This window comes from Bosea sp. RAC05, assembly GCF_001713455.1.
Classification (GTDB): Bacteria; Pseudomonadota; Alphaproteobacteria; order Rhizobiales; family Beijerinckiaceae; genus Allobosea.
In genome coordinates this window covers 343,452-359,488 of the sequence record NZ_CP016464.1, presented here as the reverse complement: position 1 = coordinate 359,488, position 16,037 = coordinate 343,452, and the positions used below count along the sequence as shown (strand labels likewise).

14 protein-coding genes are annotated in these 16,037 nt (G+C 69.4%); 13 read left to right on the top strand and 1 reads right to left on the bottom strand.

Annotated features, from left to right (window positions below):
- Positions 1–157: 157 nt before the first annotated feature.
- The 7 genes from BSY19_RS05200 (at position 158) to trmB (ending at position 7,178) form a co-directional block, all read left to right on the top strand.
- Complete coding sequence (locus tag BSY19_RS05200) at positions 158–1,255, top strand: PhoH family protein (protein WP_083247409.1); 1,098 nt, start codon at positions 158–160, stop codon at positions 1,253–1,255.
- A complete protein-coding gene (gene ybeY, locus BSY19_RS05195; RefSeq protein WP_083247408.1) occupies positions 1,252–1,863 on the top strand; it encodes an rRNA maturation RNase YbeY in 612 nt (203 codons plus the stop codon). The genes BSY19_RS05200 and ybeY overlap by 4 nt, the downstream gene beginning before the upstream one ends.
- On the top strand, positions 1,860–2,843 hold the full coding sequence (locus BSY19_RS05190) for a hemolysin family protein (protein ID WP_069053213.1): 984 nt from the start codon (positions 1,860–1,862) through the stop codon (positions 2,841–2,843). Before ybeY ends, BSY19_RS05190 begins: the two co-directional genes overlap by 4 nt.
- Complete coding sequence (lnt, locus tag BSY19_RS05185) at positions 2,843–4,438, top strand: apolipoprotein N-acyltransferase (RefSeq protein ID WP_069053212.1); 1,596 nt, start codon at positions 2,843–2,845, stop codon at positions 4,436–4,438. Before BSY19_RS05190 ends, lnt begins: the two co-directional genes overlap by 1 nt.
- Before the next feature lie 124 nt (positions 4,439–4,562).
- Positions 4,563–4,973 (top strand): helix-turn-helix domain-containing protein, encoded by a 411-nt coding sequence (locus BSY19_RS05180; RefSeq protein ID WP_083247873.1) that lies wholly within the window; start codon positions 4,563–4,565, stop codon positions 4,971–4,973.
- A 162-nt stretch (positions 4,974–5,135) separates the two neighbouring features.
- Positions 5,136–6,344 carry a methionine adenosyltransferase gene (gene metK, locus BSY19_RS05175; RefSeq protein WP_069056872.1) on the top strand — a complete coding sequence of 403 codons (1,209 nt, stop codon included), beginning with the start codon at positions 5,136–5,138 and terminating at the stop codon, positions 6,342–6,344.
- A 141-nt stretch (positions 6,345–6,485) separates the two neighbouring features.
- Entirely contained in the window at positions 6,486–7,178 is a 693-nt protein-coding gene (gene trmB / locus BSY19_RS05170) for a tRNA (guanine(46)-N(7))-methyltransferase TrmB (RefSeq protein WP_069053210.1), read from the top strand.
- Here the strand turns inward: trmB and BSY19_RS05165 are convergent.
- On the bottom strand, positions 7,153–8,241 hold the full coding sequence (locus BSY19_RS05165; protein WP_083247407.1) for a DUF2336 domain-containing protein: 1,089 nt from the start codon (positions 8,239–8,241) through the stop codon (positions 7,153–7,155). The genes trmB and BSY19_RS05165 overlap by 26 nt on opposite strands.
- Before the next feature lie 339 nt (positions 8,242–8,580).
- Between BSY19_RS05165 and rimP the strand changes: the two genes are divergently transcribed.
- From rimP to truB, 6 genes are all read left to right on the top strand, one after another.
- A complete protein-coding gene (gene rimP / locus BSY19_RS05160; protein WP_069056871.1) occupies positions 8,581–9,267 on the top strand; it encodes a ribosome maturation factor RimP in 687 nt (228 codons plus the stop codon).
- A gap of 5 nt (positions 9,268–9,272) precedes the next feature.
- Entirely contained in the window at positions 9,273–10,865 is a 1,593-nt protein-coding gene (nusA, locus tag BSY19_RS05155) for a transcription termination factor NusA (protein ID WP_069053208.1), read from the top strand.
- 14 nt (positions 10,866–10,879) lie between these two features.
- On the top strand, positions 10,880–11,653 hold the full coding sequence (locus BSY19_RS05150) for an RNA-binding protein (protein ID WP_069053207.1): 774 nt from the start codon (positions 10,880–10,882) through the stop codon (positions 11,651–11,653).
- A complete protein-coding gene (infB, locus tag BSY19_RS05145) occupies positions 11,650–14,496 on the top strand; it encodes a translation initiation factor IF-2 (RefSeq protein ID WP_069053206.1) in 2,847 nt (948 codons plus the stop codon). The genes BSY19_RS05150 and infB overlap by 4 nt, the downstream gene beginning before the upstream one ends.
- Before the next feature lie 97 nt (positions 14,497–14,593).
- Positions 14,594–15,022: a 30S ribosome-binding factor RbfA gene (rbfA, locus tag BSY19_RS05140; RefSeq protein ID WP_069053205.1), complete on the top strand. Its 429-nt coding sequence runs from the start codon at positions 14,594–14,596 to the stop codon at positions 15,020–15,022.
- On the top strand, positions 15,015–15,962 hold the full coding sequence (truB, locus tag BSY19_RS05135) for a tRNA pseudouridine(55) synthase TruB (protein ID WP_069053204.1): 948 nt from the start codon (positions 15,015–15,017) through the stop codon (positions 15,960–15,962). The genes rbfA and truB overlap by 8 nt, the downstream gene beginning before the upstream one ends.
- The last annotated feature ends 75 nt before the right edge of the window (positions 15,963–16,037 follow it).

Sequence of the window (16,037 nt, the reverse complement as noted above, 5' to 3'; positions counted from 1 at the left end):
AACGTCGCGTCGGCTGATAGGGGCGATTCATCTGCTCAACGACCCGGCCTCACGCTCCTGTCCGGCCGGAACAGGCGCCAGGGAGACGACGCTTTTGGCACAGGCTGACTCGACGAGACCGGAACGGGGCCCGCGGCGCGAGCTGGCGCCGACGCGCATGGACAGTCTGACGCGGGACGGTCTGCCGACGACCGAGGTGCTGCTGTCCTTCGACGACAACCGGCTGGCGAGCCTCGTGTTCGGACATTACGACCAGAACCTGGCGCATCTCGAGCGCCGTCTCGGCGTCGTCATCAGCCCCAATGGCAACCATGCGACGATCAAGGGTCCGCGCGAGACGGCCGAGCAGGCCGGGCGCGTGCTGAAGACACTCTATACGCGGGCGAAAGCAGGGGCTTCGGTGACGCTGGGCGAGGTCGACGGCGCCATCGAGGAGAGCAACGTCCAGCGCTCGCTGTTTCCGGCGGCCGACACCGGCAAGGCGTCCTTCGACGCCATCGTGACGCGCAAGCGCGGCCCCGTCCGGGCGCGCAACGCGGCGCAGGACGCCTATCTGCGCCAGCTCAAGCGCAACGAGCTCGTCCTCGCGGAAGGCCCGGCCGGCACCGGCAAGACCTGGCTCGCCGTCGGCCATGCGGTCTCGCTGATCGAGCAGGGCGTGGTCGAGCGGATGGTGCTGTCGCGGCCGGCGGTGGAGGCCGGCGAGCGGCTCGGCTTCCTGCCCGGCGACATGCGCGAGAAGGTCGACCCCTATCTGCGGCCGATCTACGACGCGCTGAACGACTTCATGGAGGCGCGCCATGTCGAGCGCGCCCTGCAGACCGGCATGATCGAGATCGCGCCGCTCGCCTTCATGCGTGGGCGGACGCTGACCAATGCGGTCGTGCTGCTCGACGAGGCGCAGAATGCGACCTCGGTACAGATGAAGATGTTCCTGACCCGTCTCGGCGAGGGCTCGCGGATGATCATCACCGGCGACCCGACGCAGATCGACCTGCCGCCGGGCCAGCGCTCCGGCCTGATCGAGGCGGTGAAGCTGCTCTCGGGCGTCGAGGGCGTCGGCTATGCGAAGTTCGAGGAGGGCGACGTCGTCCGCCACGACCTCGTGCGCCGCATCGTCATGGCCTATGAGAGCGCGGCCCGGCGCGAGCGCGAGGAACGCGAGGAACGGATGCGCGCGCCCCTGCCCGAGGCGCCGATCGAGAGCGATACCGAGGGCCTGAAGCGCACGCTCTCGCGGGAGCGCCCGCGATGAACGACCGACCTCGCGGGCGGCGTTCGGCGCCGCGACCCGCGACATCGCCCGCCAGCCCGGTGATCGCCCTGAGGGCACAATCGCGGCAATGGCGCGCGCTCGGAGACCTCGCCGCGCTGCGCGCGCGCGCGTCGCAGGCTATCGAGGCCGCGCTGGCGGTCGCGCCCGTCCAGCCTGCGGCGGGCGCCGAACTCAGCCTGCTGCTGACCGATGATCGCCGCATCCGCATCGTCAACCGGGACTGGCGCGGCTTCGACAAGGCGACCAACGTGCTCTCCTTTCCGGCCGCGCCGGCGGACAGGATCGCGGCCAGCCCCGTCCTGGGCGACATCGTCATCGCCTTCGAGACCGTCGCGTCCGAAGCCGAGGCCGAGGGCAAGGCCCTCGCCGACCATTTCAGCCATCTGGTGATCCACGGCCTGCTGCATCTGCTCGGCGAGGATCACGAGACCGACGCCGAGGCGCAGCGCATGGAGGCGCTCGAAGTGGCGGCCCTGGCCCGGCTCGGCATCGCAGACCCCTATGCCGACGGCGACCTCATCGGCGTCCCCGAGGCCGCAGCCTCGCCCGCGCCCGTTTCAACCCCGGACCGACCCCACCGATCATGAGCGACGACAGTCGACAGACCCAGCCCGAAGCCGCCGGACGCGGCCTCTCCCATTGGCTCAGCCATTTCCTTGACAGGCTCGGCCTGCGTGGCGGCGGGACGATCCGCGAGGAAATCACCGACGCCCTGGCCCAGGGCAGCGGCCAGCTCGCCGATCTCAGCGCGCAGGAGCGCGCCATGCTCTCGAACGTGCTGAGCCTGCGGGAGCGGCGCGTGGGCGACGTGATGATCCCCCGCGCCGACATCATCGCGGTGCCGGCGGACGCCACGCTGGACGAGGTGCTGGCCCGGTTTCGCACGGCGGGCCATTCCCGCCTGCCGGTCTTCGACGATTCCCTCGACGACCCCCGCGGCATGGTCCATATCCGCGACTTCCTCGAATTCATCGCCGGCCAGGCTAAGGCCGAGCCGACAGCGGGCCTGTCGGAGCCCGCCTTCCACGATCTCGCGGCGGTCGATCTGACGCGGACGCTGGCCGACACGAAGATCATGCGGCCCGTGCTCTACGTGCCGCCGTCCATGCCGGCGGTCGATCTCCTCGTCCGCATGCAGGCGACGCGGACGCATATCGCCCTGGTGATCGACGAATATGGCGGCACGGACGGGCTCGTCACCATCGAGGATCTGATCGAGATCGTCGTCGGCGACATCGAGGACGAGCATGATCTGGAGGAGGCGCCGACGATCGCGCCCGATGGCGAAGGCCGCTTCACCGCCGATGCCCGCGCGACCCTCGACGAGCTGAAACAGGCGACCGGGATCGATCTGTCGGATGACCCGGTGGCGGAAGACGTCGATACGCTGGGCGGGCTGATCGTCACGCTGGCCGGGCATGTTCCGGCCAAGGGCGAGATCGTCGCGGGTCCGGGCGGGCTCAGCTTCGAGATCCTCGAGGCCGATCAGCGCCGGGTCAAGCGGCTGAGCATCGTCCAGCGGAGCCCGGCCGACGAGGACGGCGACAGACCAGCGGAAACGGGCTGATGGGCTTTGCCAGCCTGGCCGATGGCGTCATTCTCGCCTGGGGATGGCGCCGGCGCGTGATCGCGCTCGCCGCCGGGGCGACCGGCGCGCTCGCGCTGCCTCCGCTCGACCTCTGGCCCCTGATCGTCGTGCCAATGACCGTCGCGGTCTGGCTGATCGACGGCGCCGTGGGCAAAAGCGCGGCCTCGCGGTTCCGCGCCGCGGCGGCGGCGGGGTGGTGGTGGGGCTTCGGCTTCTTCCTGGCCGGGCTGTGGTGGCTGGGCGCCGCCTTTCTCGTCGAAGCCGACAAGTTCGCCTGGGCGATGCCGCTCGGCGTGGTGGCGCTGCCGGCGCTGCTCGCCGTCTTCCCGGCGCTCGCCTTCGGCTGCGCGCGCCTGCTCTGGCCCAGCGGCACCGGCCGGATCCTGATGCTGGCCATCATGCTGTCGCTCAGCGAATGGCTGCGCGGGCATGTGCTGACCGGCTTTCCCTGGAACGTCTACGGCATGATGCTGGCCGGGCAGCCGCAGGTCGCCCAGATCGCCTCGGTGGTCGGCCTCTACGGGTTGACGCTTGTGTCCGTCGCGATCGGGGCCGCGCCTGCGACGCTGGGCACCGCCGAGCGTCCCTGGGCGCGGTGGCGGGCGCCCGTCATCGCGCTTCTCGTGGTAGCGGGGCTGGTCGGCTTCGGCCTGTGGCGCGTGCCGGCCGGGCCCGCACCGCTCGTCGCCGGCGTCAAGCTGCGCCTGATGCAGCCGAACCTGCCCCAGGACGCCAAGTTCAACGCCCGCAACGGCGAGGCGATCCTCAACCAGTATCTCGCGCTCAGTGACCGGGCGACCAGCCCCGCCACGCCGGGCGTCCAGGCGGTGACGCATCTGATCTGGCCGGAATCGGCCTTTCCCTTCCTGCTCGGGCGCACGCCGCAGGCGCTGTCGCGCATCGCGGCACTGCTGCCGCCGAACACGACGCTGATCACCGGGGCCGCCCGCGCCGGCGAACTGCTGCCCGGCGAGAGCCGCCCGCCGATCTTCAACGCGATCCAGGTCGTCGACGACGAGGGCGCGATCGTCTCGAGCTACGACAAGGTGCACCTCGTCCCCTTCGGCGAATATCTGCCGCCGGTGCTGGAACGGCTGATCCGAAGCGTCGGCCTGTCGGAATTCGTCTCGGTGCCCGGCGGCTTCGCGGCAGGCACGCGGCGGCTGCCGCTGGCGATCCGCGGGCTGCCGCCGGCCGCGCCGCTGATCTGCTACGAGGTCGTGTTCCCGGCCGAGGTCGCGCCGCAGGGTCCGCGGGCCGGCTTCATGCTCAACCTGACCAATGACGGGTGGTTCGGCCAGACGAGCGGCCCCTACCAGCATTTCGCCCAGGCCCGGCTCAGGGCGATCGAGGAAGGGTTGCCGCTGGTGCGGGTCGCCAACACCGGCATCTCCGCCGTTACGGACGGCTATGGCCGGGTTCTCGGCAGCCTGCCGCTGGGCCGCGAAGGCGTTCTGGACACGGGCCTGCCGCGGGCGGGGCCCGTCACGCCCTACAGCCGGTTCGGCGACCTCATCTATGCCGCAATGCTCGTGGGATTCTTGCTTCTGTCCCGCGGACTTCGCCGTCACTAATCCCATTTGGAACTTCTAAACCAACACGATAAGGTCCTGGCCTCCGCCGCCTCGAACCAATTGACTGTGCCGGTCCGCGAGATCATGCATCGCAGCCGGCGCCCTAGCCAAGGCCACCATCATGTTGAAGAAAGTCCCGAACCCGATCGACCGTCATGTCGGCAGCCGCGTTCGCATGCAGCGGATGCTGGCCGGCGTGAGCCAGGAGAAGCTCGGCGACGCCTTGGGGCTGACCTTCCAGCAGGTCCAGAAGTACGAGAAGGGCTCGAACCGCATCAGCGCGAGCCGGCTGCAGCAGATCGCCAAGATGCTCGACGTGCCCGTCTCCTTCTTCTTCGAGGGCGCGCCCACGGGCGACATGCCGACCGGGGGCTTTTCCGATTCCGCCGCCAACGCCTATGTCTCTGACTTCATGTCCAGCAGCGAAGGCGTGCAGCTGACCAAAGCCTTCGTGCGCATCAAGAACGCCAAGGTGCGGCGCCGGATCATCGACCTCGTCGAAACACTCGCGGAGGAAGACGGCGCAAACGGCTGATTTTCGGCCCGCGCGCGTTCTGCCTGCCGAACGAGTCTCCCGATAAACGGATTGCTGTGCTTGACGGCGAACGCATCCGCTGCAAAGAGGATGCCGTTTTCCGTCGATCGGCCCCGTCTTCGTGCCGGTCTCCGTCCACCGCTGACCAAGGGCTGCCCGACCGTGTCACGCCAGAATTACCTGTTCACCAGCGAATCCGTCGGCGAAGGCCATCCCGACAAGATCTGCGACCGCATCTCCGACGAGGTCGTGGACCTGTTCTTCAAGGAAGCCGCCAAGGCGGGAATGGACGCCGCCCAGGTGCGCGTCGCCTGCGAGACGCTGGCCACGACCAATCGCGTCGTCATCGCCGGCGAGGTCCGCACCTCGCTCGACGAGAAGGCGATGAAGAGCAAGGTCAAGTCGGTCGCTCGCCGCGCGATCAAGGCGATCGGCTATGAGCAGGACGGCTTCCACTGGAAGAAGTGCAAGATCGACGTGCTCCTGCACGCCCAGTCCGCCGACATCGCCCAGGGCGTCGACGCCTCCGGCAACAAGGACGAGGGTGCCGGCGACCAGGGCATCATGTTCGGCTATGCCTGCCGCGAGACGCCCGAGCTGATGCCGGCGCCGATCTACTACTCGCACAAGATCCTCGAGGTTCTGGCCAAGGCCCGTCACGCCAAGGAAGGCGGCGCCGCCAAGCTCGGCCCCGACGCCAAGAGCCAGGTCACGGTCAAGTACGAGAACGGTAAGCCGGTCGGCGTGACGCAGATCGTGCTCTCGACCCAGCACACCGACGAGAGCCTGTCCTCGGCGGACGTCCGCAAGATCGTCGAGCCCTATATCCGCGCGACCCTGCCCGAGGGCTGGATCTCGAAGGACACGGTCTGGCACGTCAACCCGACCGGCAAGTTCGTCATCGGCGGCCCCGACGGCGACGCCGGCCTGACCGGCCGCAAGATCATCGTCGACACCTATGGCGGCGCGGCGCCCCATGGCGGCGGCGCCTTCTCCGGCAAGGATCCGACCAAGGTCGACCGCTCGGCGGCCTATGCGGCGCGCTACCTCGCCAAGAACGTGGTCGCGGCCAAGCTCGCCGAGCGCTGCACGATCCAGCTCTCCTACGCCATCGGCGTCGCCAAGCCGCTGTCGATCTATGTCGACCTGCACGGCACCGGCAAGGTCGACGAGGCCAAGCTGGAGAAGGTCCTCGGCGAGGTCATGGACCTGACCCCGCGCGGCATCCGCACCCATCTCCAGCTCAACAAGCCGATCTATGCCAAGTCGGCGGCCTATGGCCATTTCGGCCGTAAGGCTGGCCGTGACGGCAGCTTCTCCTGGGAGAAGACCGATCTGGTCGACGCGCTGAAGAAGGCCGTCGCCGCCTGAGCCGCGCGCCTTTGACCAACCGATCGGGCCGGAGCGGATCGCTCCGGCCCTTTTTGTTTGCTAGGGACCCCTCCGACGTCGCCTCGTCGCCCGTCGAAACCGCCGTTCGATCGACCTTCCATCAAGCCAGAAGACCGCCCGATGACCCATGACCACGATCCCGACCGCTCCTTCTTCGGACGGCGCAAGGGCAAGGCGCTCCGCGAGGGCCAGAACAGCCTGATGGAGACGGTGCTGCCCCGGCTGCGCCTGCCCGAGGGCGAGATCGCCGATCTGCACGCGCTGTTCCCGCGGCCCGTCGAGATGGTGCGGCTGGAAATCGGGTTCGGCGGCGGCGAACATCTGCTCCACCGCATGCGGGAGAGCCCGCAGATCGGCTTCATCGGCGTCGAGCCCTTCATCAACGGCATGGCGAAGTTTCTCGCGGTGATCGAACGCGAGGGGCTGACCAACATCCGCATCTGGGACGGCGACGCGGCGCTGATGCTGCCGCGCCTGCCGGCCGGCTCTCTCGATGCGATCGACCTGCTCTATCCCGACCCGTGGCCGAAGCGGCGCCAGCGCAAGCGCCGCTTCGTGTCGGACCGCACGTTGGGGCTGTTCGCGCGAACCCTGCGTCCGGGCGGGCGCTTCCGCTTCGCCAGCGACATCGACGACTATGTCGGCTGGACGCTGGTACGGCTGGCACGTTCGCCGGATTTCGACTGGACCGACGCCCGGGCCGATGACTGGCGCCAGCCTTATCCGGGCTGGATCCGGACCCGCTACGAGGCCAAGGCCGTGGCGGCGGGCCGGGTGCCGAGCTATCTTACGGCTGTGCGTCGCGCATCCTGAGGAAGCCGAGCACGCGCTGCGCGGTCTCCTTGGGGATGGTGCGGAAATGCTGCCGGGCCCGCTGCACCGCGGCATCCGACTTGCCGAAATCCTTGCGCAGCGAGATGAGCGCCGCAACCGTATCCCACGACCAGCCGAGGCCGCGGGCGACGAGCAAAACCGCGTCGCGATCCGGCCCGAGAACGGCCTGTTCGGCCGCGGGCAGGCTCAGCTCCGACAGCACCGCGACGGCGCAGATCGCATGTTCGGCAGCCCCGGCCGCGGCGAAGCGGATGATCGCGGCCTCGTCGAGCTGCTTCGCCTCGTGGAGACGGTTGATCTCCGTCAGCGCCTCGTTGACCGTTTCGAGGTTGCCATGGATCTCCGCGTCTGCGGCGACGGCGCGCGCGCCACGCTCGACCGCGTCCCCGATGGCAGCGGCCATGTCCGGATCGAGGTCGGCGAAGAGGCGGCGCCGGGCCGAGTTCTTCGCCGCAGCCATCAACTGGGCGGCGAGTTCGGCCGGAAGGTCGCTGCGGTCCCCGAGCGCCGTCTGCAGCGCATCGTCCTGGTTGGCGCGCATGACGAGCACGCCCATGCCGTGATGCGAGAAGCGCGCCTTGTGATTGGCGGCGATGGCATGGGTCACCAGCCGCCCGCCGCGCAGGATCAGGAAATCGGTCACCGGCTCGGCGATATCCGCGCGCTCGGTGATGGCGAGCATGTGATCGCGCCCCTTGGCCGCGGAAATGGCGACGAGATCCTGGTCGGTGAGGCGGGGCGAGGCGACCAGGACCGGGCGCGCCACCGCGATCTCGTCCAGCGCGAGCTGGCGGACCACGCCGGCCGGCGCGTTGGGAACCGGGGCGAGCCGCTCGGAGAGCTCGATGCGCGCCCTGAGCTCGATCGCCCGCGACAGCCGGCCGATCACGACGTCGAAGATGCCGACCTGGTCCTCGTCCATCACCGCGGCGGTGCTGAGGAAGAGATCGGTCAGGCGCGACAGAATCTGGGTGCGCTCGTCGGCCGAGCCGCGCACCATCGTGGTCTCGAGATCGCGCAACAGCGAACTGACAGAACTCATACCCAATCCCCGCACACCGCGTCGCGCGTCACCATGGCGCAGAAGGATGACCAGCGGGTTAGCGTGATCCGCGACAGTGCGGCGGGCCTGGCAGGGTCCGGCGGGAAGAACCCTTGCCAGCCGGGCCGATGCGGACTAAATAGCGCGCAACAGCTCTGGTTCCGGTGTAAGCCGATGATCAAGAGCGGGCCGGAAGGCCCGCTCTTTTTTGTTGGCCGCAGCCCTGCCGGGGCCGGAGCATGAGAGCGCGGGCCGAACGGGCCGATGCGGCACCACGCGATCATGCACCATCCTTCGATCGCGGCCGGCTTCACCGGCCGAAGGCAAGGCAGCCAGGGCATGAACGAGCCGAACGCCACGGAACAGGACAGCGACCGGCGCCTCGTCGTCGAGAGCGGCGTCGCGGCGCGCGTCGCCGCGATCATCGAGCCGGCGATCGTCGATCTCGGCTACCGGCTGGTGCGCGTGCGCGTCACCGGCCAGAACGGCTGCACCGTGCAGATCATGGCGGAGCGGCCCGACGGCACGATGAACGTCGAGGGGTGCGAGGAGGTCAGCCAGGCGGTCTCGCCGGCGCTCGACGTCGACGACCCGATCCAGGTGCCCTACCATCTCGAGGTGTCCTCGCCGGGGATCGACCGGCCGCTGGTCCGGGCGGGCGATTTCGCGCGCTGGGCCGGGCATCTCGCCAAGATCGAGACCGAGACCCCGGTCCATGGCCGCAAGCGCTTCCGCGGCATCCTGCGCGGCGTCGAGGGCGAAAACGCCCTGCTCGCGCGCGACGACGCCAAGTCCGAGGAAGAGCGCGACGTCGCGATCCCGATGACGCTGGTCAGCGACGCCCGCCTGGTGCTGACCGATGCGCTGGTCACGGAATCGCTGCGCCGCGGCAAGGCCGGGCTGCCGCCCGAGATGCCGACCGCCGACGAGATCGCCGCGCCGCCCAAGGGCCGGAAGAAATCGCTGGGGCCACGGCCCGACAAGAAGCGCGGACAGACTCCGCCAGACACAACCGAAGAGGAGTGAGCGCCATGGTGGTCGCAGCCAACAGACTCGAATGGCTTCAGATCGCGGACGCCGTCGCCCGCGAGAAATCCATCGACCGGCAGATCGTGCTGGACGCGATGGAGGACGCCATCGCCCGCGCCGCCCGCTCGCGCTACGGCGCCGAGACCGACGTCCATGCCGAGATCAGCACCAAGACCGGCGAACTGCGCCTGGCGCGCCATCTCCAGGTCGTCGACAGCGTCGAGAACCCCGCCGTCGAGATCACCGTCGACGAGGCCAAGCGCCACAACCCGGCCGCCCAGGTCGGCGACGTGATCGCCGATCCGCTGCCGCCCTTCGATTTCGGCCGCATCGCCGCCCAGGCCGCCAAGCAGGTCATCGTGCAGAAGGTGCGCGAGGCCGAGCGCGACCGCCAGTACGACGAGTACAAGGACCGCATCGGCGAGATCGTCAACGGCGCGGTCAAGCGCGTCGAATACGGCAACGTCTTCGTCGATCTCGGCCGCGGCGAGGCGATCATCCGCCGCGACGAGATGATCCCGCGCGAGACCTTCAAGGTCGGCGACCGCGCCCGCGCCTATGTCTATGACGTGCGCCGCGAGCCGCGCGGCCCGCAGATCTTCCTCTCCCGCACCCATCCGCAGTTCATGGCCAAGCTCTTCGGCCAGGAAGTGCCGGAGATCTATGACGGGATCGTCGAGGTGAAGGCCGTCGCCCGCGATCCGGGCTCGCGCGCCAAGATCGCCGTGATCAGCCGCGATTCCTCGATCGACCCCGTCGGCGCCTGCGTCGGCATGCGCGGCTCGCGCGTGCAGGCCGTGGTCGGCGAGTTGCAGGGCGAGAAGATCGACATCATTCCGTGGTCGCCCGACATCGCGACCTTCGTCGTCAACGCGCTGCAGCCGGCGGAAGTCGCCAAGGTCGTGCTCGACGAGGAGGCCGACAAGATCGAGGTCGTCGTCCCCGACGAGCAGCTCTCGCTCGCGATCGGCCGCCGCGGCCAGAACGTGCGCCTGGCCTCGCAGCTCACCGGCTGGGACATCGACATCCTGACCGAGGCCGAGGAGTCCGAGCGGCGCCAGAAGGAATTCGTCAGCCGCACCGACATCTTCATGAACGCCCTGAACGTCGACGAGACGGTCGGCCAGCTGCTCGCCTCGGAAGGTTTCCGCAGCGTCGAGGAGGTCGCCTATGTCGATCTCGCCGAACTGGCCTCGATCGAGGGCTTCGACGAGGAGACGGGTGCGGAGATCCAGTCCCGCGCTCAGGACTATCTGGCCGCGGTCGAGGCCGAGTTCGACGAAAAGCGCCGTGCGCTGGGCGTCGAGGACGCGCTGCGCGAGGTTCCCGGCATCACCACCGCGATGATGGTGGCGCTGGGCGAGAACGACGTGAAGAACGTCGAGGACCTCGCCGGCTGCGCCACCGACGATCTCGTCGGCTGGACCGAGCGCAAGGATGGCGAGACCACGCGTCATTCCGGCTATCTCGACGGTTTCGACCTGTCGCGGCAGGACGCCGAGGCGATCGTCATGGCCGCCCGCGTCCAGGCGGGCTGGGTCGAGGCGCCCGCTGACGACGCCGAGCCGGCCGCCGAGGAGACGGCCGAGGCCTGAGACCGGAGCCCGCGATGAAACCGGCCGCGGCGCGCGGCGCGCGCGAGACGCAACAGGCCCGCAGGGACGGGCCGGAGCGGAGTTGCGTCGTCACGCGGACGGTGAAGTCCCCCGACGACCTGATCCGCTTCGTCGTCGGGCCGGACGGCATGCTCGTGCCGGATCTGCGGCGCAAGCTGCCCGGCCGCGGCGTCTGGGCCAGCCTCAGCGCCGCGACGGTCGCCGAGGCCGTCAAGCGGCGGGCCTTCGAGCGCTCGCTGAAGACGAAGGTCGTCGTCCCGCCCGATTTGGGTGAGATGATCGACGCCCTGATGCTGAAGGACGCGCTTCAGGCGCTGGCAATGGCGAACAAGGCGGGACTGGCCCAGGCCGGGTTCGCCAAGGTCGAGGCGGTGATCGGTTCAGGCCGCTGTGCCGCCGTGATCGAGGCCAGCGACGGCGCCGAGGATGGCCGCCGCAAGATCGCTCAGGCGCTGCGGCGGGCCGAAATCGCGCGGGAGGAAGCCCGGCTGAAGCCACGGAAGGTGCCCGTCGTGGCAATTTTCGCGGCAGCGGATTTGGAATTGGCGTTGGGGCGCGCACATGTGATACATGCGGCGCTTGCTCCGGGACCAGCGGCCGAGGGTTTCCTCTCCCGCTGGCGTCGGCTCGTTCGCTATCGGACGAACGACGCCGGTGCAACCGCCCCGGAGGAGCCGAACGGCTCCGACCCCGCAGGTGACGATTCCGTAGACCATCGAACGACCGAACCGGCTGGACCGAACGCGGCAGGACCGAGCACAGAATGAGCGATACCAAGACCCCGGGCGACAAGACCTTGACCGTCAGCCCTCCGAAGACCCTGACCCTGAAGCGCCCCGTCGAGCAGAGCACTGTCCGGCAGAGCTTCTCGCATGGGCGCTCCAAGCAGGTCGTCGTCGAGGTCAAGCGGCGTGTCGCCGGCCCCGAGGTCAAGGAGCCCGTGGCTCCCCGCGCGCCCGCGCCGCCGGTTCAGCAGGCCGCGCCGCGCCCGGCGCCCGCCGCGCCGACGCCCCCGCCCCGCCCCGCCTCCGGCATGCTGCTGCGCACGCTGTCCGAGGACGAGAAGGAGGCACGCCAGCGTGCTCTCTCCGACTCGCGAGGCCGCGAGGCGGAAGCCCGCCGGATTGCCGAGGACGAAGCCCGTGCCCGTGCGCAGGCCGCCGAGCGCGAGCGCCAGGAGCGCGAAGCCGCGCTCGCCCGCCAGCGCGAGGAAGAAGACCGCCGCCGCCAGGAAGAGGACCGCAAGCGCCGCGCCGAAAGCGCCGCCCGGCAGCGGATGGACGAGCCGCAGGCCCCGCGCCCGCCGCAGCCGCCGCGCGAGTTCACGCCTCCCGCCCCGGCGCAGCCCGAGGCCGGCGCCGCGCCGGCTGCTGGCTATGCCCCGTCGCCGCGCCCGGCCCCGTCCGGCCCGCGTCCCGATTTCGCGCCGCGCACCCCGATGCGCGACGTCGGCGCCCGTCCGCCGCGTCTCGACTCGCGCCCGCCGCGCCTCGACACACCGCGCCCGCCGCGACCGGTCGATGCGACCGCTCCGGCCGAACCCGCCATCACCCGTCCGACGCGCCAGGCGCCCTCGACGGCCACCCCGCGCAGCCGGCCCGACGACGGCGAGGCGAGGCCCGCCTTCCGCCGCCCCGGCGGCTTCGCCGGCGGTCCGCCGCGTGGCGCCCCGGTTCCCGCGCCCAAGACCCCCAAGGTCGGCGAAAAGCCGCGTGGCCGCCTGACCCTGTCGACCGCGACCGGCGGTGACGACGAGCGCACGCGCTCGGTCGCCGCCTTCCGCCGGCGCGTCCAGCGCATGACCGGCCACCGCGCCTCGGACGCGGCGAAGGAGCGCGTGATGCGCGAGGTGATCATCCCCGAGACGATCACCATCCAGGAACTCGCCAACCGCATGACCGAGCGGGGCGTCGACGTCATCCGCCTGCTGATGAAGCAGGGCGCGATGCACAAGATCACCGACGTGATCGACGCCGACACCGCCCAGCTCGTCGCGGAGGAAATGGGCCATACCGTCAAGCGCGTGGCCGAATCCGACGTCGAGGAAGGCCTGTTCGACACGCCCGATACCGATGACACGCTGAGCCAGCGCCCGGCCGTCGTCACGATCATGGGCCATGTCGACCATGGCAAGACCTCGCTGCTCGACGCGATCCGCCAGACGCATGTCGTCACCGGCGAGGCCGGCGGCATCACCCAGCATATCGGCGCCTATCAGGTGAAGACGCCCTCGGGCGCGTTCGTTACCTTCATCGACACGCCGGGCCACGCCGCCTTCACGGCAATGCGCGCCCGTGGCGCCAAGGTCACCGACGTCGTCGTGCTGGTCGTCGCGGCCGATGACGGCGTCATGCCGCAGACGGTCGAGGCCATCAATCATGCCAAGGCCGCGGGTGTTCCGCTGATCGTGGCGATCAACAAGATCGACAAGAACGACGCCAGCCCCGAGCGGGTGCGCGCCGAGCTGCTGCAGTACGAGATTCAGGTCGAGTCGCTCGGCGGCGAGACGCTGGAAATCGAGGTTTCGGCCAAGACCGGCAAGAACCTCGACAAGCTGCTCGAGGCGATCGCGCTGCAGGCCGAACTGCTCGACCTCAAGGCCAATCCGGATCGTCCGGCCGAAGGCACGGTGATCGAGGCCAAGCTCGACCGTGGTCGCGGCCCGGTCGCGACGGTTCTCGTCCAGCGCGGCACGCTGCGCACCGGCGACATCGTCGTGGCGGGTTCCGAATGGGGCCGCGTGCGCGCCCTGATCGGCGACACCGGCGCCCATATCAAGGAGGCTCCGCCCTCGCTGCCGGTCGAGGTTCTCGGCTTCAACGGCACCCCGGAGGCCGGCGACCGCGTCGCGGTCGTCGAGTCGGAGGCGCGGGCCCGCGAGATCACCGATTACCGCGAGCGCCAGAAGCGCGACCGGATCGCCGCCCGCGGCGGCGGATCGGCGGCGGGCCGTTCGCTCGCCGACATGATGCGCGACCTCAAGGAAGGCGCCGGCCGCAAGGAGTTCCCGCTCGTCGTCAAGGGCGACGTGCAGGGCTCGGTCGAGGCCATCGTCGGGACGCTGGAAAAGGTCGGCAACGAGGAGGTGCGCGCCCGCGTGCTGCAGTCGGGCGTCGGCGGCATCACCGAATCCGACATCACGCTCGCCCAGGCTTCGGGCGCCGCCGTGATCGGCTTCAACGTGCGTGCCCACAAGGAAGCGCGCGAAGCGGCCGAACGGGCCGGCGTCGAAATCCGCTACTACAACATCATCTATAACCTCGTGGACGATGTGAAGGCGGCGATGTCGGGCCTGCTGGCCCCGACCCTGCGTGAAACCATGCTCGGCAACGCGCAGATTCTCGAGATCTTCGCGGTTTCGAAGGTCGGCAAGATCGCCGGTTGCCGCGTCACCGACGGCACGATTGAGCGTGGCGCCAATGTCCGCCTGATCCGCGACAACGTCGTGGTCCACGAGGGCAAGCTCGCCCAGCTGAAGCGCTTCAAGGACGACGCCAAGGAAGTGGTGGCCGGCCAGGAGTGCGGCATGTCCTTCGAGAACTACCAGGACATGCGCGCCGGCGACGTGATCGAGTGCTACCGCGTCGAGGAGATCAAGCGCACGCTGTAAGGCGTCCGCTTCGACCCAGGCTGATCATGGCCGGGCTTGCCCGGCCATGATGCTTTTATCGACCGTCCATCCGGTCCGATCCCGGAGAACGAGAACCATGGCAAAACCCGCAAAACCCTCCGGCCCCAACCAGCGCCAGCTGCGCATCGGCGAAGTGATCCGTCATGCGCTGGCGGAGCTTTTGTCGCGCGGCGACATTCATGACGAGGTGCTGGCCAAGCACGTCATCACGGTGCCCGAGGTGCGGCTTTCGACCGATCTGAAGCTCGCGACCTGCTACATCATGCCGCTCGGTGGCGGTGACGTGAAGCCGGTGCTGAAGGCGCTGAACGACCACAAGCGCTATATCCGTGGCGAGATCGCCCACCGCGTGAACCTGAAATTCGCGCCCGATATCCGCTTCCTGCCGGATGAGAGTTTCGCCGAGGCCGAGCGCGTCGACGCCATCCTCTATTCCGACAAGGTGCGCCAGGACATCCTGAAGCAGCCGCTGCGCATCCAGACGGACGAGCAGGACGATGACTGAACCGGCGCCCACAGAAGCCAGCGAGCCGCAGGGCCAGAGCTTTGCACCGCGACCGAAAAAGCGCGACGTGCATGGCTGGGTCGTGCTCGACAAGCCCGTCGGCATGACCTCGACCCATGCGGTGGCGGTCGTGAAGCGCGCCTTCTCGGCGAAGAAGGCCGGCCATGCCGGCACGCTTGATCCGCTCGCCTCGGGCCTGCTGCCGATCGCGCTCGGCGAGGCGACCAAGACCGTTCCCTTCGTCATGGACGGGCGCAAGGCCTACCAGTTCACTGTCGCCTGGGGCACGCAGACCGATACCGACGACACCGAAGGCCGCGTCATCGCGACGGCGGAGACCCGTCCCGAAGAAGAGGCCATCACGGCCCTGCTACCGCAATTCACGGGCACGATCAGCCAGGTCCCGCCGAAGTTCTCCGCCATCAAGATCGCCGGCGAGCGCGCCTATGACCTCGCCCGCGACGGCGAGGACGTCGTCCTGGAGGCGAGGCCTGTGGAGATCGACGCGCTGCGCATCGTCTCGCATTCGCCGGAGACGACGACCTTCGAGGCGGAGTGCGGCAAGGGCACCTATGTGCGCGCGATCGCCCGCGATCTCGGCCTCGCGCTGGGCTGTCTCGGCCATGTCGTGCATCTGCGGCGGACCCGCGTCGGGCCCTTCGCCATCGATGAGGCCGTCTCCGTCGAGACGCTGCGGGAAAGCCCCGAGAGCGCGGCCGCGACCCTGCTGCCGGTCAAGGCGGCGCTGTCCCTGATCCCGGAGGTCGTGGTCCACAAGGATGCGGCGCTGCGTCTGAAGCGGGGCCAGAGCGTGCTGCTGCGCGGACGCGAGGTGCCCATCGAAAGCCCCGCCATCTATGCGACGTCGGGCGGCACCCTGATCGCGATCGGCACGGTCGAGCAGGGCGAGCTGGTGCCGCACCGCGTCTTCAACCTCTGAATTTCCCTCGCGACCGGCGTTTCGAAACGTCGCGTTAACAGCCGAATCGGTATGTGTCGGAGACAACGCTCCGGC